The sequence below is a fragment of the Roseateles sp. genome (assembly GCF_047654805.1).
In the GTDB taxonomy this organism is placed as follows: domain Bacteria; phylum Pseudomonadota; class Gammaproteobacteria; order Burkholderiales; family Burkholderiaceae_C; genus Pelomonas.
The window spans coordinates 1-21,530 of the sequence record NZ_JASGIV010000001.1 but is presented as its reverse complement, the minus strand read 5'-3'; the positions used below and the strand labels follow the sequence as shown (position 1 = coordinate 21,530).

At 66.7% G+C, this 21,530-nt stretch carries 13 protein-coding genes, 1 tRNA gene and 1 pseudogene; 11 read left to right on the top strand and 4 right to left on the bottom strand.

The genetic code is table 11. From position 1 onward, the window contains the following. The first annotated feature begins 35 nt into the window (after window positions 1–35). The 9 genes from QM732_RS00075 to QM732_RS00035 all read left to right on the top strand — a co-directional run bounded on the left by QM732_RS00075 (window position 36) and on the right by QM732_RS00035 (window position 15,056). Entirely contained in the window at window positions 36–1,679 is a 1,644-nt protein-coding gene (locus QM732_RS00075; RefSeq protein WP_415654173.1) for a DUF5597 domain-containing protein, read from the top strand. Then, on the top strand, window positions 1,676–4,036 hold the full coding sequence (locus QM732_RS00070) for a glycosyl hydrolase family 95 catalytic domain-containing protein (protein ID WP_415654172.1): 2,361 nt from the start codon (window positions 1,676–1,678) through the stop codon (window positions 4,034–4,036). The genes QM732_RS00075 and QM732_RS00070 overlap by 4 nt, the downstream gene beginning before the upstream one ends. A 2-nt stretch (window positions 4,037–4,038) precedes the next feature. After that, window positions 4,039–5,313: a GDSL-type esterase/lipase family protein gene (locus tag QM732_RS00065; RefSeq protein ID WP_415654171.1), complete on the top strand. Its 1,275-nt coding sequence runs from the start codon at window positions 4,039–4,041 to the stop codon at window positions 5,311–5,313. Further along, window positions 5,314–6,672: a GH1 family beta-glucosidase gene (locus QM732_RS00060; RefSeq protein ID WP_415654170.1), complete on the top strand. Its 1,359-nt coding sequence runs from the start codon at window positions 5,314–5,316 to the stop codon at window positions 6,670–6,672. It abuts the gene before it with no gap. After that, a complete protein-coding gene (locus QM732_RS00055) occupies window positions 6,669–8,108 on the top strand; it encodes an MFS transporter (protein ID WP_415654169.1) in 1,440 nt (479 codons plus the stop codon). Before QM732_RS00060 ends, QM732_RS00055 begins: the two co-directional genes overlap by 4 nt. Beyond that, entirely contained in the window at window positions 8,105–9,682 is a 1,578-nt protein-coding gene (locus QM732_RS00050) for a family 43 glycosylhydrolase (protein WP_415654168.1), read from the top strand. Before QM732_RS00055 ends, QM732_RS00050 begins: the two co-directional genes overlap by 4 nt. Continuing rightward, entirely contained in the window at window positions 9,679–11,274 is a 1,596-nt protein-coding gene (locus QM732_RS00045; protein WP_415654167.1) for a GH39 family glycosyl hydrolase, read from the top strand. The genes QM732_RS00050 and QM732_RS00045 overlap by 4 nt, the downstream gene beginning before the upstream one ends. A 152-nt stretch (window positions 11,275–11,426) precedes the next feature. Next, on the top strand, window positions 11,427–12,464 hold the full coding sequence (locus tag QM732_RS00040) for a glycoside hydrolase family 5 protein (RefSeq protein WP_415654166.1): 1,038 nt from the start codon (window positions 11,427–11,429) through the stop codon (window positions 12,462–12,464). Between the two features lie 108 nt (window positions 12,465–12,572). Further along, window positions 12,573–15,056: a response regulator gene (locus tag QM732_RS00035; protein WP_415654165.1), complete on the top strand. Its 2,484-nt coding sequence runs from the start codon at window positions 12,573–12,575 to the stop codon at window positions 15,054–15,056. Here QM732_RS00035 and QM732_RS00030 read toward each other — a convergent pair. Beyond that, window positions 15,053–15,541 carry a DUF1579 domain-containing protein gene (locus QM732_RS00030; RefSeq protein WP_415654164.1) on the bottom strand — a complete coding sequence of 163 codons (489 nt, stop codon included), beginning with the start codon at window positions 15,539–15,541 and terminating at the stop codon, window positions 15,053–15,055. The genes QM732_RS00035 and QM732_RS00030 overlap by 4 nt on opposite strands. A 7-nt stretch (window positions 15,542–15,548) precedes the next feature. Further along, a complete protein-coding gene (locus QM732_RS00025) occupies window positions 15,549–16,316 on the bottom strand; it encodes an NIPSNAP family protein (RefSeq protein ID WP_415654163.1) in 768 nt (255 codons plus the stop codon). A gap of 330 nt (window positions 16,317–16,646) precedes the next feature. Here QM732_RS00025 and QM732_RS00020 point away from each other — a divergent pair, with 330 nt between their 5' ends. Further along, on the top strand, window positions 16,647–18,218 hold the full coding sequence (locus QM732_RS00020; protein WP_415654162.1) for a methyl-accepting chemotaxis protein: 1,572 nt from the start codon (window positions 16,647–16,649) through the stop codon (window positions 18,216–18,218). Between the two features lie 6 nt (window positions 18,219–18,224). After that, complete coding sequence (locus QM732_RS00015) at window positions 18,225–21,062, top strand: EAL domain-containing protein (protein WP_415654161.1); 2,838 nt, start codon at window positions 18,225–18,227, stop codon at window positions 21,060–21,062. 109 nt (window positions 21,063–21,171) lie between these two features. On the opposite strand, the gene QM732_RS00010 is transcribed toward QM732_RS00015, so the two are convergent. Both QM732_RS00010 and QM732_RS00005 read right to left on the bottom strand, forming a co-directional pair. Then, a tRNA-Met gene (locus QM732_RS00010) sits at window positions 21,172–21,248 on the bottom strand. Between the two features lie 183 nt (window positions 21,249–21,431). Further along, a pseudogene (locus tag QM732_RS00005) lies at window positions 21,432–21,530 on the bottom strand (50S ribosomal protein L17); the annotation flags it as partial.

The window sequence follows — 21,530 nt, the reverse complement described above, 5'->3', positions numbered from 1 at the left end:
GCCGCCGGACCTTTTCTGCAACTTCCGAAATCCCGATGAAGAAGATCCCTATCCTTGCAACGGCGCTGGCTTGCCTGTTGAGCATTCAGGCCGCCATGGCGACCGAACCACCCCGCCTCGTCACACACGATGGCCGCCATGCGCTGCTCGTTGACGGCAAGCCCTTCCTGATCCTCGGTGCCCAGGCCCACAACTCCAGCAACTATCCCGCAGCGCTCAAGCAAGTGTGGGACGCAGCGCACGACCTGAAGGCCAACACTGTGCTGATGCCGGTGGCCTGGGAGCAGGTTGAACCCGAGGAGGGGCGCTTCGACTTCAGCTTCGTCGACGCCCTCGTCGCCGAGGCGCGCCAGCAAAAGAAGCACCTGGTTCTGCTGTGGTTCGCGACCTGGAAGAACACCAGCGCCCAGTACACACCCGCCTGGGTCAAGCTCGCGCCCAAGCGTTTCCCAGCCATGCTGGACCAAGAGGGCAAGCCCAGCTACTGCCTCAGCCCCTTTGGTGACGAGACGCTGAAGGCCGACAAACGCGCCTTCGTTGCGCTGATGTCGCATCTGAAGAAGATCGATGCTGCGCAGCGCACCGTGCTGATGGTGCAGGTCGAGAATGAGGTCGGCACCTACGGTCTGGTACGCGACTACGCGCCGGCCGCCCAAGCTGCCTTCGAGCAGGACGTGCCCGCCGCCGTGCTGGCGCGCAAGAAGGCCCCGGTGCCAGGTGCCGGGAGCGGCAACTGGCGCGCCGTCTACGGCGACTACGCCGACGAGTACTTCCACGCCTGGGCCATCGCCCGCTACATCGGCGACATCGCCGCGGCCGGCCGTGCCGTCTACGACCTGCCGATGTTCGTCAACAACGCGCTGCGCAACCCGCTGGAGCAGCCGCCAAAGCCCTGGAACAAGAACTTCGCCAGCGGCGGCCCCTCGCACGATGTCATCGACATCTACAAAGCCGCCGCGCCAGCCATCGACATCGTCGGCCCCGATATCTACAACTTCGAGTCCGCGCAGGTGAACGCCAACCTCGCGCTTTTCCAGCGCTCCGACAACGCATTGTGGGTGCCCGAAATCGGCACCAAGCCGGCCTACGGCCGCTTCCTTTACGCGATGCTGGGCCGCGGAGCCATCGGCGTGTCGCCGTTCGGCATCGACTACTTCAACTACAGCAACCACCCGCTGGGCGCCACCGCCACCGACCGCACGCTCGTCGAGCCCTTTGAGCGCGTCTACCGCATGTTCGCGCCCATCCAGCGGCTGTGGGCGCAATGGGCCTTCGACGGTCGCACCCAGGGCATCGCCGAGGGCGACGACCGTCAGCCCCAGCAGTTGGACTTTCCCGGCTGGACGGCCAAGCTGAGCTATCGCCTGGGCCGATTCGGCGAAGCAAGCTGGGGTGGCGAGTTCGCCAAGCCAGCCCCCGGCACCGAGGAGCCCAACGGTGGGGTCGCCATGGCGCAGATCGCACCGGACGAGTTCATCCTCATCGGGCACCGCGTGCGCGTGCGCATGGAGCCGGCTGCCGGCACCAGCGGCATGATGCTGCGCGCCGAGCAGGGCCACTTCGACGAGCAGGGCCGTTGGCAGATGGAGCGCGTTCTCAACGGCGATCAGGTCGACTGGGGCCTGAACCTGCCGGCCGAGCCTGTCATGCTCAAGGTCCGCATGGGCCGCCCGAGATGAGCCCACCGCCGGCCGGTTTCTCGGCACCTCTCGAGCAGCGCCCATCAGTGGCCCGGCAAAGTCGGCTCCACGGCAGCCGCTGGAAGGAGCGGCTGCTGTACGCCGCCTTGTCCCTGGCTCTCACCGCAGCCCTGCCGTTGCAGGCCTCGGCGCTGTCACTACGCTACGCCGCGCCTGCGCCCGACACACCCCAAGGCTGGGAGCGACAGGCCCTGCCCATCGGCAACGGACGGCTCGGCGCAATGCTGTTCGGCCAGATCGAGCGAGACCGACTGCAGTTCAACGACATCACGCTGTGGACGGGCGACGCGAAGACCATGGGCGCCTACCAGCCATTCGGAGACGTCGTGCTGGAACTCGAAGGCGCGGCAGGCCCCGTCAGCCAGTACCACCGCGAACTGGACATCGCGCGCGCGCAGCATAGGCTGAGATATGTGCAAAACGGCGTGCGCTTCGAGCGTCAAACGCTGGCCAGCCATCCGGCCCAGCTCATTGTCTGGCGACTCAGCGCTGACAAGCCCGGCCGCTACAGCGGCCGCATCACGCTGACCGACCGCCATGGTGCGACGCTGGCCGCTGCACACGGAACTCTCACCGCCATCGGCAGCCTGCCCAACGGCCTGGCCTATGCCAGCCAGTTGCGCGTACTGAGTGAAGGCGGCAGCGTCGCCGTTGACGGCAACACGCTGGTCTTTCGCAACTGCGATGCACTGACGCTGGTCCTCGGTGCCGGAACCAGCTTCGCCGATGGCCAGCTGCCACTGCCGCGCGTGCAGGCGCAGGTCGCCGCCGCGAAGCCCTGGCGCCAGCTGCGCGCCGACCACGAGCGCGACGTCGCGGCCCTGTTGGGCCGCGTGCAGCTGAACCTTGGCCCCAGCTCAGCTGAGCGCCGCGCGCTGACGACGGATGCACGCCTGGCCGCCTACACCAAGGACGGTGGGGACCCCGAACTGGAGGCGTTGTACTTCCAGTACGGTCGCTACCTGCTGGTCAGCAGCTCGCGCGACTCGCTCCCGGCCAACCTGCAAGGCCTGTGGAACGACCACCTGCAGCCACCGTGGAACAGCGACTACCACTCCAACATCAATCTGCAGATGAACTACTGGCCGGCCGAGGTGACCAACCTGGCCGAGGCAGCGCGCCCCTTCCACCGCTTCGTTGCACGGCTTCTGCCCGAGTGGCGTAGGGCGGTGTCCGACCGCGCCGCGCAGGCGCTGCGGGATCCGCGCTCTCTGCCGCCGGAAACGCCGCCTTGGGACAACTCCGTGCAGCCACCGCAGGAGACTTTCCTGACGGCTGACGGCAGGCCCGTACGAGGCTGGGCGCTTCGCACCGAGACCAACCCCTTCGGAGCCCAGAGCTATCTGTGGAACATGACCGGCAACGCCTGGTATGCCCGCCACTTCTGGGAGCACTACGCCTTCACGCGGGACCGGGCCTTCCTGCGTGAGACGGCCTGGCCGGTGTTGAAGGAAGTCGGCGAGTTCTGGGAGGACCGGCTCCAGCCGACGCACGACGGTCGCCTTGTCGCACCCAACGGCTGGTCACCCGAGCACGGTCCCATCCAGGACGGCGTAGCCTACGACCAGCAGATCCTGTGGGACCTGTTCGACAACATCGCGCAGGCCGCCGACGCGCTGGGCGAGCGCCGCGCGCGCGACCACGCGGTCTCGCTGCGAGACCGCCTCGCGGGCCCGCGCGTCGGCAGCTGGGGCCAGTTGTTGGAATGGCTGGACGAGCTGAAGCATCCCGTGCTGGACACGCCCAGGGACACGCACCGCCACGTCTCCCACCTGTTCGCCCTTTTCCCAGGCCGCCAGATCTCGTCAGCGCGCACGCCCGAACTTGGCGCCGCCGCCCGCAGGACCTTGGAGGCCCGCGGCGACGTCAGCACCGGCTGGTCCATGGCCTGGAAGATGGCCTGGTGGGCGCGGCTGCGCGATGGCGACCATGCCTACCAACTGTTGCGCGGCCTGCTCGCCACGCCGGGCGCGCGCGCGGCGCGCGAAGGCGCCGAGATGCACCAGGGTGGCACCTACCCCAATCTCTTCGACACCCACCCTCCATTCCAGATTGACGGCAACTTCGGCGCCACCGCCGCCATCGCCGAGATGCTGCTGCAGTCGCAGGACGGTGTGCTGGACCTGCTGCCCGCACTACCCGCAGCCTGGTCGCAAGGCTCGGTAAAGGGCTTGCGAGCGCGCGGCGGCTTCGAGGTCGACATCGCCTGGGCCGAAGGCCGACTCACCAGCGCCACGGTGCGCTCGGTTGCCGGAGCCGGCGGCGGCCACGTCCGCATTGGTGATCGTGTGATCGCCCTGCACCTCAAGCCTGGCCAGGCCAAAACCTTGCACTGACGATGAACCGCATCCTTCTCGCCCTGCTCACCGCACTGCCACTGACAGCGCAGTCACTGGACCTGGACACTGGCCGCCCCGCGAAAGGGTGGCAGATCACCGTGACCGACTTCGAAGGTGAAGCCAAGCTGACAGGCGACCGCGTCACCGTGCCCAAACCGCCAAATCCGCGGGTGCCCAACAGCCATGTCGCCGCACTCCGTGGCGAGGACGGCGCGCTGACGCTGCAGTTCACCAACACCTGGATCGCCCAGCTGCGCTGGCAGAACGGTTTGCCGCTGGACCTGCGCGGGTACCTGCCCAAAGGCACCGTCGAGTTCGACCTCGACGTCCTCGACCTCGCCCACGGCGGCATGAAGTTCAAGCTTGGCTGCGGCATCGACTGCGAGCGCAAGGTCCCCTTCCTGTTCGCCGGTCGCGAACTGATCGGCCGGGGCAAGCAGCACCTGTCCTTCGCGCTGACATGCTTCTGGCGCGAGGGCGACGACTTCTCCGCCGTCAACGTGCCGTTCACCCTGGAGGGCACTGGCAGCGGCGAGGTGCGCATCAGCCAGTTGCGCATCAACAAGATCGGCAAGGCGACAACCGCCTGCCCCGACTACCGCAAGCAATCCTTTACTCCAGAGCGCCTGCAGGAGTCCTGGGCCGTGGACTGGTGGCTGGCGCGACATGAGACCAAGTTGGCCGAGATCCGCGCCCACGGCGAGGCCGGCCGGCGTGTCGACCTCGTCTTCCTCGGCGACTCCATCACGCAGGGCTGGGAGAACGAGGGCAAAGCCTCCTGGGCCACGCATTTCGCCCGGCACAACGCCGTGGCGCTGGGCTTTGGCGGCGACCGCACCGAGAACCTGCTGTGGCGCCTGCAGCATGGCGAGCTGGATGGCATGAGCCCGAAGGCCGTCGTCATGATGATCGGCACCAACAACACCGGCGACCGGCTCGAAGAGCCCGCGCTGACGATAGCCGGCATCCAGAAGAACCTCGACGAGATCCGCAGGCGCCAGCCACAGGCCAAGGTATTGCTGCTGGCCCTGTTCCCACGCGGCGAAAAGCCCGACGACCTCATGCGCCGCCACAACGCCAGGATCAATGCGCTGCTGCCGGCACTGGCCGACGGCGAGCAAGTTGTCTTCCTCGACATCGGCAAGGCCCTCACCAATCCGGACGGCACGCTGTCCAAGGACATCCTGCCCGACTGGCTGCACCTCAGCCCGCAGGGCTATGAGATCTGGGCCCGCAGCCTGGACACCACCCTGAGCCCCTGGCTCCTTCCCTGAATGACTGCCCTGACCTACTCCAGCCCCTTCCCCGCCGACTTCGTCTTCGGCGTCGCCGCCGCCGCCCCGCAGATCGAGGGCGCCGCCTTCACCGACGGCAAGGGTGAATCCATCTGGGACCGCTTCAGTCGCGTGCCCGGCAAGGTGCATGACGGCGACACCCTCGACGTTGCCTGCGACCACTACCACCGCTTCGACGAGGACTTCGCGCTGATGGCCTCGCTCGGGGTCAAGAACTACCGCCTGTCGCTGGCCTGGCCGCGTATCTACCCCAACGGCGACGGCCCCCTCAACCAGGCCGGCCTGGACTTCTATCACCGCCTCTTCGCCAGCATGAAGAAGCACGGCATCACGCCCTGGGTCACCCTCTTCCATTGGGACTTGCCGCAGGCGCTGGAGGAACGTGGCGGCTGGACCGCGCGCGCCACGGTGGACGCCTTCGCGCGCTATGCCGACACCGTCGTTCAGTCCTTCGGCGGCGTCGTCAAGCATTGGATCACGATGAACGAGATCCGCTGCTTCACGCAGCTGGCCTATGGCTACGGCACCAAGGCGCCGGGCCGCCAGGAAAGCGCGGCCGTCGTCAACCAGACGTTTCACCATGCCCTTCTGTGCCACGGCCATGGCGTGCGCGCCGTGCGCGAGTTCGGCGGCGCGGGCGCGCAGGTGGGTCTGACGGACAACCTCGACGTCTGCATCCCCGTCACCGAAACGCCTGCCGACATCGCCGCAGCAAAGGCCTGGTTCCTAGAAATGAATGCCCATGTGCTGGGTGCAATGCACGCCGGCCACTACCCCGCCGACTACCTGGCCCGCGCCGGCTCCGACGCGCCCAGGGTCCAGCCCGGGGACTTCGACCTCATCAGCCTGCCGACCGACCACCTGGGCCTGAACATCTACACCGGCACCTACGTGCGAGCCGGCAAGGGCGGCACGGCCTACGAGGCGTTGCCCAACCCGGTGAACTACCCGCGCGCCGACAGTCCCTGGCTGCGCCTGGTGCCGCAGTCGATCTACTGGGCCACGCGCTTCGCGCACGAATGCTACGGCCATGCCTCGCTCTACATCACCGAGAACGGCTGCGGCTACAACGACGAGCCGGTAGTGAACGGCGAGGTGCTGGACCTGCACCGCCGCGACTTCCTTCGCAACCACCTGCGCGAGGCCCACCGCGCCATCGCCGACGGCGTGCCGCTGCGCGGCTACTTCCTGTGGAGCTTCATCGACAACTACGAGTGGGAGGATGGCTACCAGCGCCGCTTCGGCATCGTGCATTGCGACTACGCCACGCAGGTGCGCACGCCCAAGCTGTCCGCCCGCTACTACGCGCACGTCATCCGCGAAAGGCGCATCCTGTGAACGCCGGCACCCTGCACCTCGACCGCATTGCACCGTCCTCCGCGGACCGTCTGCCCATGCGGCAAAAAGTGGGCTTTGGCCTAGGCGCAGTGCTGGACATGTGGGGCCACTGGCTCTATCCCTCGCTGGCCTTCCACGTCTTCAACATCTTCCTCGGCGTCGCCCCCGGGCTGATCTCGACGGTGCAGATGGTCAAGATCTTCATCGACGCGGCCAGCGACGCAATCTTCGGCTGGATCTCCGACAACACGCGCACGCGCTATGGGCGCCGCCGCCCCTTCATTCTCGTTGGCGGAGTGCTCGCAGGCATCGGTCTTCCCCTGATGTTCGCCGTGGGCAAGGGCTGGACCGACACGCAGTACTTCATCTTCATGCTCGTCAGCATGCTGATCTACGTGCCGGTGATGAGCTGCTTCAACATGCCTTGGGTCAGCCTGGGTTCGGAGATGACGCCGGACTATCACGAGCGCACCACCGTGATGGCCATCCGCAACGCCATCCAGAAGGGGCCGGAGCTGGCGATGTTCTTCGCTGCTCAGTTCACGACACTGGCCATCTTCAATGATGCCGATGGCAAGCCCGACATCCTGCGTGGCGCCCAGACGTACTGCGCCATCCTGGGCGCTGTCATGGTCGCAGTATCCATCGCCATCTTCCTGCTGGTGCGAGAGCGCTACTACGAGAAGCTGGTATCACGCACGCAGACCCACATCCCGCTGGCCGACACGCTGTGGCGCACGCTGCGCTGCAAGCCCTTCCGCCATGTGCTGCTCATGGCCCTGGCCTATGGCATCGGCACGGCCATGGTGGGCGCGCTAGGGTATTACGCCACCGTCTACTACGTCTGCAAAGGCGACATCGTGCTGGCCACGAAATGGAACACCGCCATGGGCCTGGCCGGCATGGCGTTCGGCTTCGCAGGCATCCCGTTCTTCACCTGGGTCGCGCGCCGCTATGGCAAGCGCGCCGGACTGGCCACGGTGCTGACGATGGCCATCGCCGCCTTCATCGGCGACTGGTGGCTGTACGACCCCGAGCGGCCCATGCTGCAGCTCCTCGCCTGCGGCTTCGTCGCCTTCACCGGCGCCGGCTTCTGGACGCTGTACGGTGCCACCATCGCCGATGTCGTCGACTATGACGAAACCCTGACGGGCCAGCGCCGCGAGGGCTCGTTCTCAGCCTGCCAATCATGGATCACCAAGGTCGGCATTGCGCTGGGCGTGGGGGCGTCGGGCTGGATCCTGCAGTTCACCGGCTTCGACGCCAAGCAGGCCGTCCAGACGCCAGAGGCCATCTTCTGGATTCGCATCCTGCTGTCGGGCATCCCCGTCATCGGCCTGGTGCTGGCACTGATCGCCATCCTGCGCTTCCCGCTGACCGAGTCGCGCATGCTGGAGATACGCGGCCGGCTGGAAGCGACGCGGGGCACGGTATGACGCTGTCGCGCCGCATGGCCATGCAGGCGGCGGTGGCCGGCGCCGCCGCTGGCCCGGCCGTCGCCGTGCCGCGCTTCGCTGCTGGCATCGAGGGCCAGCGCAAGGCTGATCTGGGCGACGGCAGCTACCTGAACCCCATCGTCGCGGGCGACCATGCCGATCCGACCATCCTGAAGGACGGGAACGACTACTGGATGACGTTCTCGTCCTTCCAGTCCTACCCCGGAGCTGTCATCTGGCACTCGCGGGACCTGGTGAACTGGACGCCGGTCACGGCGGCGCTCACGCAGTTCATCGGTACGGTCTGGGCCATGGATCTGGTCAAGCACCAGGGGCGCTACTACCTCTACATCCCGGTGCTGAACGACACGGGAACGGGTGTCTACGTCATCCACGCCACCGATATCCGCGGTCCCTGGAGTTCCCCCATCGACCTGAGGATCCCAGGCTGCATCGACCCTGGCCACGTGGTGGGCGAGGACGGTAGGCGCTACCTCTTCGTCAACGGAGGCCGCCGCGTACGGCTGACGGACGACGGGCTGGCGACCGACGGCCCGCTGGAAGAGAAAGCCTGGACACCGTGGCAATACCCCAAAGACTGGGTCGTCGAGATGTTCGCGCCCGAGGGCCCGAAGCTGCTCAGGCGTGGCGAATGGTTCTACCTGATCTCCGCCGTCGGCGGCACCGCCGGGCCACCGACCAGCCACATGGTCACCGTCGCTCGTTCCCATTCGGTGCACGGCCCGTGGGAGAACGCCCCCAACAACCCCATCGTGCGCACCCGAAGTGCCAGCGAGCCCTGGTGGTCGCGCGGCCATGCGAGTGTCGTCGAGGGGCCGGCAGGTGACTGGTGGATGGTCTATCACGGCTATGAGAGCGGCATGCGCACGCTCGGTCGCCAAGCCCTGCTGGAGCCCGTCGAATGGACGAAGGACGGCTGGCTGCGAGCAAAGGGCGGCACACTGCACCGCCCCCTGCCCAAGCCGCGCGGCGGCCATCCCGGCCCGGCCGGTTTCGCCCTGTCGGATGATTTTTCGAGCGGCCGCCTGGGTCTGCAATGGGCCTTTCACGCGCCCGGTCCTGACGAATTGTCCCGGCTTCGCTTCGAGCCCGACACCATCGTCCTGCGCGGCAAGGGCAAGTCGCTGGCCGACTGCTCGCCGCTCACCTGCACCGTCGGCGACCGCAGCTACGCAGCCTGGGCGGAGTTGGAGATCAGCGGCGACGCGCACGGTGGCTTGGGGCTGTTCTACGACGAACGCGGCCATGTCGGCATCGGCTTCAGCACCACGCAGCTGTTGACCTATGGCTACGGCCAAGAGCAAACATGGATGCGTGAGCCGGTGGCGACGCACAAGGTCCGAGTCCACATCGTCAACCGCGAGAACGTCGTCACCTTCCGCTATTCGCTCGATGACGGCCGCACATGGAAGCAGCACCCCTGGCAGATGGAAGTCTCGGGCCTGCACCACAACGTCTTCGGCGGCTTCGCCAGCCTGCGCATCGCACTGTTCAGCGCTGGCGCCGGCGAGGTGCGCATCCGCAACTTCGTCTACAGGGGACTCCCGACGTGACCTCGCTACGCCATCTGCGCCGCCGCCAGCTGCTCGGCGCCACCGCCATGTCGCTCTTGCCCACTACCGGCTTTACCGCTACGCCGCCGCAGCGCCGCATCGTGCTGGATCTGGCGCACGCCAGGCAACCGCTGGATCGTTTCTTCGACCACTGCGTCGGCGCGGACTACCCCGGCACGCTGTTCCGCGAGGACTCGCTGGCGCAGCTGAAGACGGCAGTGGATGAGCTGGGCTTCCGATACCTGCGCTTCCATGCCATCTTCCACGACGTGCTGAAGACGGTGAATCGCGACGCAGGTGGCGAGCTCGTGTTCGACTTCGACGGCATTGACAGGCTCTACGACGCGCTGCTTGCTCGCCGCATCAAGCCCTTCGTCGAACTGGGCTTCACACCACTTGCGCTCAAGACCTCCGACAACAAGATCTTCTACTGGGAGGGCAATACCTCGCACCCCGAGCCTGCGGGCTGGGTCGCACTGATCGATGCCTTCACGCGCCACCTGCTGCAGCGCTATGGCGCTGCCGAGGTACGCAGTTGGTACTTCGAGGTTTGGAACGAACCCAACCTCGACGGTTTCTGGGAGAAGGCCGACCAGAAGGCCTACTTCGACCTCTACACGCGCACGGCCAGGACCATCAAGGCAATAGACCCACTGCTGCGCGTCGGTGGCCCGTCTACCGCCGGCGCAGCCTGGGTACCGGAGTTCCTGGCTCATGCCAAAGCCACCGACTCGCCAGTGGACTTCATCACCACCCATACCTACGGCGTGGACCACGGCTACCTGGATGAGTTCGGCGTCGAGGACCGCATGCTGTCTCCATCGCCCGAGGCCATCGTGGGCGATGTGAAACGCGTGCGCCAGCAGATCGAAGCCTCGCACCTGCCGGGGCTGCCGCTGTTCTTCACCGAGTGGAGTACCAGCTACAACCCGCGCGACCTCGTGCACGACAGCTACATGAGCGCGGCATATGTGCTGACAAAGCTGAAGCAGACGCAAGGCATCGCCCAGCACATGAGCTACTGGGTCTACAGCGATCTGTTCGAGGAGCCCGGCCCGCCGGATGCGCCCTTCCATGGCGGCTTCGGCATGATGACCCGCGAGGGTATCCGCAAGCCGGTGTGGTTCGCCTACAGCTACCTGGCACAGTTGGCCGCCCTGCGGGGCAGTGAGGTGCCCGTCAGCGACGCGTGCACCTGGGCCGCCACCGACGGTCAGCAGATCCAGGCCCTGGTCTGGGACTGGCGCAACACCGGACAGAAAATCAGCAATCGAAGCTTCTTCGGAAAGCCGCAGCCGGCACGCGACGTGGGCGCTGCCGCCATCGAACTGCGCCACCTGCCGCCAGGCCGCTACCGGCTCGCGCTTCGACGCACCGGTTTCGAGGCCAACGATGCGCACACGGCCTATCTGAAGATGGGATCGCCGAAGAATCTCGACGCGAAACAACTCGACGAGCTGCAGGCACTGACGAGCGACCGGCCAGAGGTACGGCGCGAGCTTCGCGTCGGCGCCAATGGCAAGACCCACGTGAACCTGAAGCTGCGCAGCCACGACGTCGTGCTGCTGAGCCTGCAGCGGGTGGGGGCATGAAGCGCCGCGAACTCGTCCTCGCACTGCTGCCGTTGGCCGGCTGCGGCGGTGGAGGCGGCGCGGAAGCTGCTCCTGCTCCTGCTCCTGCTCCTGCTCCTGCTCCGGCTCCGGCTCCGGCTCCGGCTCCGGCTCCGGCTCCGGCTTCCGGCAGCATGCGCGACCTCACAAGCCTCCAGCTGAGCAAGCTGATGGGTATCGGCTGGAACCTCGGCAACGCGCTGGAGGCCATTGGCGGAGAGACCGCCTGGGGCAACCCGGCCACGACGCAGGCGCTGATGACGGCCGTACGGGCCGCAGGCTTCGAGAGCGTGCGCATACCGGTGTCCTGGAAACAGTACGCTGACGCGAACGACAACATCGGCGCGGCATGGTTGACCCGCGTCGCCCAGGTCGTAGGCTATGCGCAGACGGCGGGTCTCTACGTCCTCATCAACATTCACTGGGACGGCGGCTGGATGCAGCCCACGTACGCAGCCCAGGCGATGGCCAATGCCCGCATCACCAGGTTCTGGACACAGATCGCCAACCACTTCAAGGCCTTTGACGACACGCTGCTGTTCGCCGGCACCAACGAGGTCATGGTGGAGGGTGACTACGGCACACCCAAGGCCGAGTACGTGGCGGTGCAGAACGGCTTCAACCAACAGTTCGTCAATGCCGTGCGCGCCACCGGTGGCAACAACGCAATGCGCCATCTCGTCGTGCAAGGCTTCAACACCAACATCGACCACACCATCAGCTTCGCCGTCATGCCCAGCGACCCCGCGAAAGACCGGCTGATGATGGAAGTCCACTACTACGACCCCTACGACTTCACGCTCAACGAGAAGAGCAGCATCTGGCAATGGGGCGCCGCTGCAACCGATGCCAAGGCCAAGGTGACCGGCTTTGACGAGAGCTGGGCCGACTCGCAGTTCCAGAAGATGAAAGCGGGGTTCGTCGACAAAGGTGTTCCGGTCATCCTCGGCGAGTTCGGCGCCATCCGCCGCGCCGAGTACCTGGGCGCCGAGGCCTACCGCTTGGCCTGGGACCGATACATCGCCCGCTCAGCCCGGACGCACGGCATGGTGCCCATCTACTGGGACGCCGGCGCCGCCACTGGCAACCACAGCATGGGCCTGTTCGACCGCAGCACCGGCGCCCAGGTCTATCCGGAGATCATCAGCGCCCTCGTTGGCGCCGCCAGATGACCCGCTGCCGGCCGTAACGATTTCAAACCCCCGCCTCGCGGGGCGCTGGGCAGTTGGACTATCCTGTTAGCGAGCGTCCACCGACGACGGGCGCGGCAGGGAGCCTACGTGGAAGTGCAAAGCGCGCCCCGGGAGGGGCCAGCCTTCCTGCTGGATCAGCCGGCAGGCGAGCGCGAGCGCCGCCATGCGCTCGTCGTCGCGCTGCTGTCGGTGGCCGTGTTCGCTGCACTGCTGCCCTTTGCCAAGCTCAAGCTGGCACCGGTGCCGGCGTTCATCCCCATCTACGAGTCGGCCCTGGTGCTGACCGACCTGATCACGGCCGTGTTGCTGTTCGGCCAGTACCGCATCCTGCGCTCCCAGGCTCTGCTTCTGCTGGGCTGTGGCTACCTCTTCACGGCCCTGCTGGCGACGGCCCATGCATTGACCTTCCCTGGGCTTTTCAGCGAAACGGGCTTGCTCGGCGCCTCGACGCAGACCACGGTCTGGCTCTACATGCTGTGGCATGGCGGCTTCCCCCTCTTCGTGCTCGGATACGTGGTGCTCAAGGCCCGGCCGCGGCCCGCCGTGCCGGCGCTGGCATGGGTGGCCGCGACGCTTGCTGCCGCGACCGGGCTCATCGCATTGGCAACTCTCGGCCACGCCTGGCTGCCCGACCTGCTCGTCGGCGGCCGCTACTCATTGGCTTTCCGGGTCGCCGTTGGCAGCGTCTGGCTGCTCAGCCTTGTGGCACTGGGTGCGCTGTGGCGGCAGCGGCCGCGCACGGTGCTGGACCTGTGGCTGATGGTTGTCTGCATGGCCTGGCTGTTCGACATCGCCCTGTCGGCCATGCTGAACGCGGCGCGCTTCGACCTCGGCTTCTACGCTGGCCGCATCTATGGCCTGCTGGCCTGCTCGATCGTGCTGATGGAGCTGCTGCTGGAGAACAGCACGCTTTACGCCCGCCTGTTCAAGGCCTACGAGGCGGGCCACCGCCAGGGTGAGGCACTGTCAGCCGCGCGCGAAAAGGCCGACGCCGCCAATGCTGCCAAGAGCCTTTTCCTGGCCAGCATGAGCCACGAGATCCGCACGCCGATGAACGCCATCATCGGTCTGACCAACCTGGTGCTGGAGACGCACCTGGAAACTCGCCAGCGCGACTATCTCGCCAAGGTGCAGACCTCATCCAAAGCCTTGCTCGGCCTGCTCAACGACATCCTCGACTACTCCAAGATCGAGGCCGGCAAGATCACCCTGGAGACCGAGGAGTTCTGCCCCGAGGAGCTGATCGAGAACGTCGGTCACCTGTTCTCGGCGCGGCTGGAAGAGGCTGGGCTGGACCTGCTCTTCGAGTTCGACGACAAGCTGCCCGATCGACTGGTGGGCGACAGCCTACGCCTGACACAGGTGCTGAACAACCTCGTCGGCAACGCCATCAAGTTCACGCCCAACGGGGAGATCGTCGTCCGCGCCGAGTTCCTGGGCGAAGAGGCCGATCGCATGCGGCTGCGCATCACCGTGCGCGACACCGGTATCGGCATGACGCCCGAGCAGGTCGGCCGCCTTTTCCAGGTCTTCGGCCAGACGGACGCGTCCATCGCGAGGCGCTATGGGGGCACTGGCCTGGGCCTGGTCATCTGCAAGCGCCTGGTGGGGCTGATGGGCGGCAGCTTCGACGTCAGCAGCGAGCCCGGCCAGGGCAGCAGCTTCGCCTTCACCTGCAGCTTAGGCAAGGCCAGGCCCGGCGTCGAGCGCATCGACCTGCATCGCATCCGCGGCATGCGTACCCTGGTCGTGGATGCCCAGCCGACCGAGCGGCTCATCCTGCAGCAGATGCTGCAGAGCTGGCGCTTCCAGGTCGGCGTGGCTTCGTTCGGAGATGAGGCCCTCTACCGGCTGCGCCAGGCGGAAGCCCAGCATCCCTACGAGTTGCTGCTGCTGGATTGGAAGACTGCCCAGGCCGACTTCGTCGACGCGGCAAGACGCGTCGCTACCGAGCGCGGCATGCCTGCCCCCGCCGTCATCGCGCTGGGCAGCCTGCACGCCAGCGAGAGGGTGGCCGAGGAGTTGCAAGGCCGGCCCGGCACGCAGGTGTTGGTCAAACCGGTCACGCCATCGCGCCTTTTCGACGCCCTCATGCAGTTGCAACGGCGCGAGCCTTCTTCCGCGCCGCCTGCCGGCAACGGCGTGGCCGAGCTGGCCGAGTCCATGCGCCCCCTGCACGGCGCGCGCGTGCTGCTGGTGGAGGACAACCCCGTCAACCAGCAGGTTGCGTGCGCCTTCCTGGCCATGGCCCGGCTTGAGGTCGAGGTGGCGGAAAACGGGCAGCAGGCCATTGAACGCCTCAGGCATGGAACATTCGACGCGGTGCTGATGGACATGCAGATGCCGGAGATGGACGGTCTCACCGCCACGCGGCTGATCCGCGCCATGCCCCAGCACGCCCGGCTGCCCATCATCGCGATGACGGCCAGCGCCATGGAGCGCGACATGCAGGCCTGCCTGGCCGCCGGCATGAACGCCCACGTCAGCAAGCCCATCGATCCACGTCAGCTGGTGCGCACACTGCTGGCCTGGATTCCGCCATTCGCGCGGGCCGGCACGCAGCAAGGTTAGGCAGCGTCGGGCAGGCGCTCGAAGTCCATTTCCCAATTGACTTCCCAGGTGCAACCACCATCTGGCGAGAAAGCCTGCTGCCAGTGCGGGCGGCCGCTGGCCGTATCGGTCCAGCGAAAGCGCACACGGATGGGCTGGCCGCGCAGCTCATCGTCGCACTGGAACTCACCCACGCCACCTGCAAAGCCGCCAATGACCGGCGGCTCCAGGCGGTGTGGATCCCGGCCGTCCACCCACCATATGGCCCATTGGCGAGTGGCCGGATCGAAGCTGCGCAACGCCGCCGCGCGGTAAGTGCCGGCAGGCAGCTCCAGCATGTTGTCGTCGACGTTGCCCAGACCGTTCATCAGCTGCCACGTTTGGCAGCGACCTTCGAAGCGCTCCCAGTCCTCGCAGCCGAGCAGGCGCTCCTTGAGACGCCGGTGGCTGACCTTCCAGCGGCCGACGAGGAAATCGAAGTCTTGCGGTGTGGATTCGGTGGTCATGGCGGACTCAGGCTTGAAGGGCAGACCGGCTCGTGGGAGCCAGTCGAAGGGCTTGGGCGGGACGCCGCTGCCAGGGCTGGAGAAGGGTGTCGAGCTCGTTCGCCCAGCCCTCGCCAGCAAGGGCATCGTCGAAGAAGGCCAGGCCGACGAGCACCGGCTCGCCCTCCCGCAGCGGCAGTCGCGGGAAGTTGTTGAGTGCCGACTCGGTGACGTACCAGGCCTGCACCCTGGCCTGCGGGCAGGCTGCGCGTCGGCACAGGGCAAGTAGCTCGTCGCCGGCAGCTTCTTTCAGGTGAAAGATCTGCGCCCGCAGCAGGCCATCGCCCCGGGCTGCCCCGCGGGCCTGCGCCGGCAGTGCCGCGCCGCGCCAGGCCGGGCGCAGCAGCAGCACGTCGTCGGAATCGGCCATGGTCGCGTTGGCTGCGTCACGATGCTCCGCCCAGGCCCGGCCGCCATAGAAGGCCGCCAGAGCGTCGCCACGCGCGGCCATGTCGGCAAAGCCGCGCAGCCAGACGAAGCGGTCCGCATCGTCCAGGTCGCGAAACTGGCCGAGCACGTTGATTCCCTGGGCCTCCTGCGCGTCAACGAACTCCCGGTCAAAGAGCTCGATCAGCGCGTCGCGACGACCTGGGTACAGGGTGTACTGGCGCAACTCGACGACGCGACAGTCCGGCGCGGCCGGGGTGGGTAGATCGGAGAGGGTTGGCATGGCGCGGTGTTCACGGAGTTCATCGTCCGTGCAGTCTGCGCCGCCATACATGTCATTTCGCGTCATGTATTCCACCTCTGCGCGAGAACCGAGTTCCCAGCCGCACGGCCGGCACCCCGCCACGGTGGGTGCAGGCCCCAGCATCGGTATTCGCATGTCAACAAAGCCGCGCGGCCCCTCGCGGCATGCGCCCATGGCCGCATTTCAGGATATCGGCCACAGGCACGCCGCCATTGACCCAGCGCAAGGAATAGCAACATGACACCCCACCTTCGGTGGATCGGCATTAGTTCGCACACGAACGAAAAAACCTGCGGCTACCCTCCGCGCTCCGACAAGACCACATAAAGACCTGAGGGCGCTGAGACAGCCCCCGGCGGCAATGGAAGGGGCGCAATGAATCGGTTGAAGATCTCGACCCGGCTGAACCTGCTTATTGCATGTTTGCTGGCTCTGGTGGCGCTCGTCGCCGGCACCGGCTTGACGGGCATGTCGCGCGCCGACGATGCGCTGCAGAACGTGTTTGAACGCAGCGTCGTGCCCATGGCCCGCATCGCGGAAATCCAGGAGCGCCTGCTGCGCAACCGGCTGGCGGTCGCCGTCGCCCTGGTGACACCGGACGAGGCAACCATTGCCCGCAGCGTCGGCGAGGTGGAGGAGAACATCGCCGCCATCGACAAGGTCTGGCGAGAGCATCTTGCCGGTCCCATGGGGGCTGAACAGCGGCAGCTGTCAGAACAGTTCGCCGAGCATCGGCGGCTTTTCGTCACCGAAGGCTTGCTGCCGGTGGTCGCGGCACTGAAGAAGCGCGAGATTGATCTCGCCAACCGACTGGTCGTCGAGGCCCTGCGGCCGCGCTACGCTGCCGTGGCCACGGACATCAAGGCGCTCATGGAGCAGTTGCGCTCCTCCGCTCAGGCCGAACATGAGACGGCCCTGGAGCGCTATGTGCTCATCCGCAATCTGTGCATCGCGCTAGGGATCGGCGCGGCGCTAATGGCCGTTGGATTTGGGCATCTGCTGACGCGCAGCATCGGCTCGGCGCTGCGTCAGGCGATCGAGGTTGCCGAGGCCGTCGCCCGTGGAGACCTCAGCACGCCCGTGGACGTCGAGGGCAGGCACGAGATCTCCCGCCTGCTGGCCTCGCTTGAGCGCATGCGCTCCGCGCTGGCGATCGTGGTGGCGGGCGTGCGCCGCGACGCGGAAGGCGTCGCGACTGCCAGCGCCCAGATCGCCCAAGGCAACACAGACTTGTCCAGTCGGACCGAAGAGCAGGCCGCCGCGCTCCAGCAGACGGCCGCCTCAATGGCGCAGCTGGACTCGGCCGTCAAGCAAAACACCAGCAACGCCAGGCACGCCGACGAACTGGCCCAGAGCGCCAGCCAGGTGGCGTCGCGAGGCGGCGAGATGGTGGCCGAGGTGGTGCAGACCATGCAGGGCATCAACGAAAGCTCGCGCCGCATCGGCGAGATCATCTCGGTCATCGACAGCCTGGCCTTCCAGACCAACATCCTGGCCCTGAATGCTGCGGTGGAGGCAGCTCGAGCCGGTGAGCAGGGACGGGGCTTCGCCGTCGTCGCCGGCGAAGTGCGGTCGCTGGCCCAGCGCAGCGCGCAGGCGGCGCGCGAGATCAAGGCGCTGATCATGGGCAGCATGGAACGGGTGGACAAGGGCAGCGAGCTGGTCACCAACACGGGTGCTGCGGTGGATGAGCTGGTGCAGGCCATCCATCAGGTCAGCTCTGTCGTCGGTGGCATCAGCCTCGCCAGCCACGAACAGAGCGAAGGCGTCGCCCAGATCGGCGAGGCCGTTAGTCAGATGGACCGCGCCACCCAGCACAACTCGGCGCTGGTCGAGGAGACCGCCGCAGCTGCGGAAAGCCTGAGGCAACAGGCCAGCCAGTTGGTCCAAGCTGTCGAGGCGTTCCGGATCCATGCCGAACCGACGGCTGCCCCTGCCAGGTTCTAGATGAGCTTGGGCTGGCAAATCACAGCGGCCGCTGCCGGAGCCCTGTTTGTCGCCCTGCTGGCGCTGCACGTGCGGCGTCAGCGGCGAGAACGCCTCGCGTTCGCTCCGTCCAGTCGCTATCACGAGCGGCTGAGGGGTGCTCAGCTACACCGACAGGTACGGGTGGCGCTGTATGCCGTCCTCTTTGCTGCCGGAGGCCACGCATTCTTCCTGGCCTGGCAGGCCGAATCGGCCCTCGAGCGCCATGGCCTGGAGGCCGAGGCCACCAACCTGGCCGGCCGGCAGCGCATGCACAGCCAGCGCATCGGCCGGATCGCCTCGCTGCTGGGCCAGTCCCCTGCGCAACGGGCCACCGATAGAAGCGTGCTCGCCGAGGTTCTAGAGCAAGCCCAGCAAGACGCCGGTGCACTGAAGGTGTTCCTGCATTCCGAATCGCAGGGTACTGAGGAGGTCTTCGACGCGGCGGTGCTGGCGCGCTGGGACGAGTCCCGAGAGGCCTTGAATGCCGGGGCGCAAGCGCTGCTGGACGCCATGCGCCAGGGCCTGCCCCCGGGGCAGGCGGACATCGAGCCCGTGCAGCGCGCGGTCGAGCCGGCGCTGGCCGCCGCCGAGCAGTTGGTGACGTCGATCGAGACGACGCTGCGAGCCAGGCACAGAAGCGAGGTCGTCCGGTACAAGCTGTGGGCGGTAGCGACCATCGTGCTGCTGGTGGCGATGGGGCTCATCGTCGCCGAGCCGACCGCCCGCGTCGTCAAGTCCCAGTACCTGCGGATCGCCTCCCAGGCCCGCGAGCTCGAAAGACTGGCCCTCGTCGCAGAGCTGACCAAGAACGCCGTCATGATCACCGATGGCCGGTTCCGCATGACCTGGGTCAACGATGCCTTCTCGCAGATCACCGGCTATGCCCCCGGCGAGGCCCTGGGCAAGAGCCTCAGCGGGCTGCTGCGCAGCGAGCTGGAAACCCAGCCAGGCCTGGCCCACATCGAGCGGGCCATCGAGTCCGGCCGCGGCGGGCGCTCACTGCTCCTCAACCGCCGCAAGGATGGCAGCGAGCTCTGGCTCGACATCGACATCCACCCACTGCACGAGGACGAAGAAGGCCAGGGGGGATTCGTCGCCGTGGCTTCGGACATCACGGAGCGACGCCGTGCCCAGACCGACCTGCGCATCGCAGCCATCGCATTTGACTCCCTGGAGGCCATCGCCATCACCGACGGCAAGCAGGCCATCCTGCGGGTCAACTCTGCGTTCACGCGGATCACGGGCTACACCGCCGCCGAGGCACGGGGCAAGGTGGTCGGGCGACTGCTGCGGTCGGGCCGGCACGACACGAGCTTCTACGAAGCCATGTGGCAGCAGCTGCACGCTCACCGTCACTGGCAGGGCGAGGTCTGGAACCGCCGCAAGGACGGGCAGATCTACCCGGAGTGGCTCAGCATCACCGCCGTGACCGATGACGACGGTGCGGTGGCGAACTACGTAGCGGTGTTCACCGACATCACGCAGAAGAAGCTAGCGGACGAGACCATCCACAACCTCGCGTTCTACGACGCGCTCACCGAGCTGCCCAATCGCCGCATGATGCGCGACAGGCTGGACCAGATCTGGGCCTCGGAGACGCGGCAGCAGCTGGCGGCAGCGGTGCTGTTCATTGATCTCGACAATTTCAAGGAACTCAATGACAGCCGCGGCCACGACGTAGGCGACGCACTGCTGATCGAGGCGGCCCGCCGGCTGCGTGCCTGCGTACGGGTACACGACACGGTAGCGCGCCAGGGTGGCGACGAATTCGTCGTCATCCTGTCCGACCTCCATCCCGAGCTCCACCATGCCGTCAAGGACGCTGAGGCCGTCGCCGAGAAGATCCGGACCACACTCTCCCGCCCCTATGACGTCGGCGGCGCTTGGCACTGCACCGCAAGCATCGGCATCTGCATGCTGCACGGTAGTGACGCACCCGTGGAGGAGATCCTCAAGCGCGCCGACATCGCGATGTACGAGGCCAAGCGCGCGGGCCGCAACGCAGCCCGCTTCTATGACCCGGCGACACATGCGGCGATCCAGCTGCGAATTGGCCTAGAGGCCGACCTCAGGGAAGCCCTCCCCAGGGGGCAGTTGCTGCTGTACTACCAGCCCCAGGTCGACGCCAATCGCAGGCCCATCGGCGCCGAGGTGTTGCTCCGTTGGCGCCACCCGATGCGCGGCATGGTCTCGCCGGGTGAGTTCATCGGGCTGGCCGAGGAAACGGACCTCATCCTGCCGATCGGCGCCTGGGTGCTGCGGCAGGCTTGCCACCAGCTGCGCGCCTGGGCGGATGCACCGTGGACTCGCGACCTGCAGCTGGCCGTGAACGTCAGCGCGCGGCAATTCCGCCAGGCCGACTTCGTTGAACAGGTGGGGCAGGCGCTGAACGAAAGCGGCGCCAACCCGCGCCTGCTCAAGCTTGAACTGACCGAGAGCCTCGTGCTCGTCAACATTGAAGACACGGTGGCCAAGATGAAGGCCGTCAGGGCGATGGGCGTGCGCTTCGCGATCGACGACTTCGGCACCGGCCAGAGTTCGCTGGCCTACCTCACACGACTGGCCCTGGACCAACTCAAGATCGACCAGGCCTTCGTCGCCAGCATGCTCAGCTCCCGTACGGACGCCGTCATCGTGCAGGCCATGATCGGCATGGCCAACACGCTCGGCCTGGACGTGATCGCTGAAGGCGTGGAAACCGACGAGCAACTGGCCTTCCTGAGTGCCAGCGGCTGCCATTGCTACCAGGGCTACCTCTTCGGTCGACCCATGCCCATCGAGCAATTCGAGAAGCAATGGTCCGGCGAGGCGCAGGCCAGCTGAAGGCCTGTTGCAGCACGTCCAGCATTCCCGGAGCGAAGAGCAAGCGCCCGAAAACGGCAAAGCCCGCACTAGGCGGGCTTTGCTGCGCCGTTATTGGCGCTGTATTTCTTGGTTGCGGGGGCCGGATTTGAACCGACGACCTTTGGGTTATGAGCCCAACGAGCTACCAGACTGCTCCACCCCGCGACTGAAGCTAGCAGTATACACCAGTTTTCGGGCGTCTGACAACTTTCTGCGCGCACCGTACTCGCGGGGCCTAGCGCACTGCAGCACTGCTGCCCATAACCTTCAGTTCAGCGCCCGCCGCGTGCTGAGCAAGATGAAAAAAGCCCGCTCAGGGCGGGCTCTGGAGATCAGCGCGGGCTGAACTTACTCGGCGGCTTCGCCTGCGGTCTCGCCTTCAGGGCGATCCACCAGTTCGACGAAAGCCATGGGAGCGTTGTCGCCAACACGGAAGCCCATCTTCAA

What these genes read in the sequence shown, in the direction of transcription:
- QM732_RS00060 (WP_415654170.1), top strand. Translation starts at nt 5,314, where the DNA reads ATGACTGCCCTGACCTACTCCAGCCCCTTCCCCGCCGACTTCGTCTTC.
- QM732_RS00065 (WP_415654171.1), top strand. Translation starts at nt 4,039, where the DNA reads ATGAACCGCATCCTTCTCGCCCTGCTCACCGCACTGCCACTGACAGCG.
- QM732_RS00025 (WP_415654163.1), bottom strand. Translation starts at nt 16,316, where the DNA reads ATGACGCGAAATGACATGTATGGCGGCGCAGACTGCACGGACGATGAA.
- QM732_RS00040 (WP_415654166.1), top strand. Translation starts at nt 11,427, where the DNA reads ATGCGCGACCTCACAAGCCTCCAGCTGAGCAAGCTGATGGGTATCGGC.
- QM732_RS00075 (WP_415654173.1), top strand. Translation starts at nt 36, where the DNA reads ATGAAGAAGATCCCTATCCTTGCAACGGCGCTGGCTTGCCTGTTGAGC.
- QM732_RS00030 (WP_415654164.1), bottom strand. Translation starts at nt 15,541, where the DNA reads ATGACCACCGAATCCACACCGCAAGACTTCGATTTCCTCGTCGGCCGC.
- QM732_RS00050 (WP_415654168.1), top strand. Translation starts at nt 8,105, where the DNA reads ATGACGCTGTCGCGCCGCATGGCCATGCAGGCGGCGGTGGCCGGCGCC.
- QM732_RS00020 (WP_415654162.1), top strand. Translation starts at nt 16,647, where the DNA reads ATGAATCGGTTGAAGATCTCGACCCGGCTGAACCTGCTTATTGCATGT.
- QM732_RS00070 (WP_415654172.1), top strand. Translation starts at nt 1,676, where the DNA reads ATGAGCCCACCGCCGGCCGGTTTCTCGGCACCTCTCGAGCAGCGCCCA.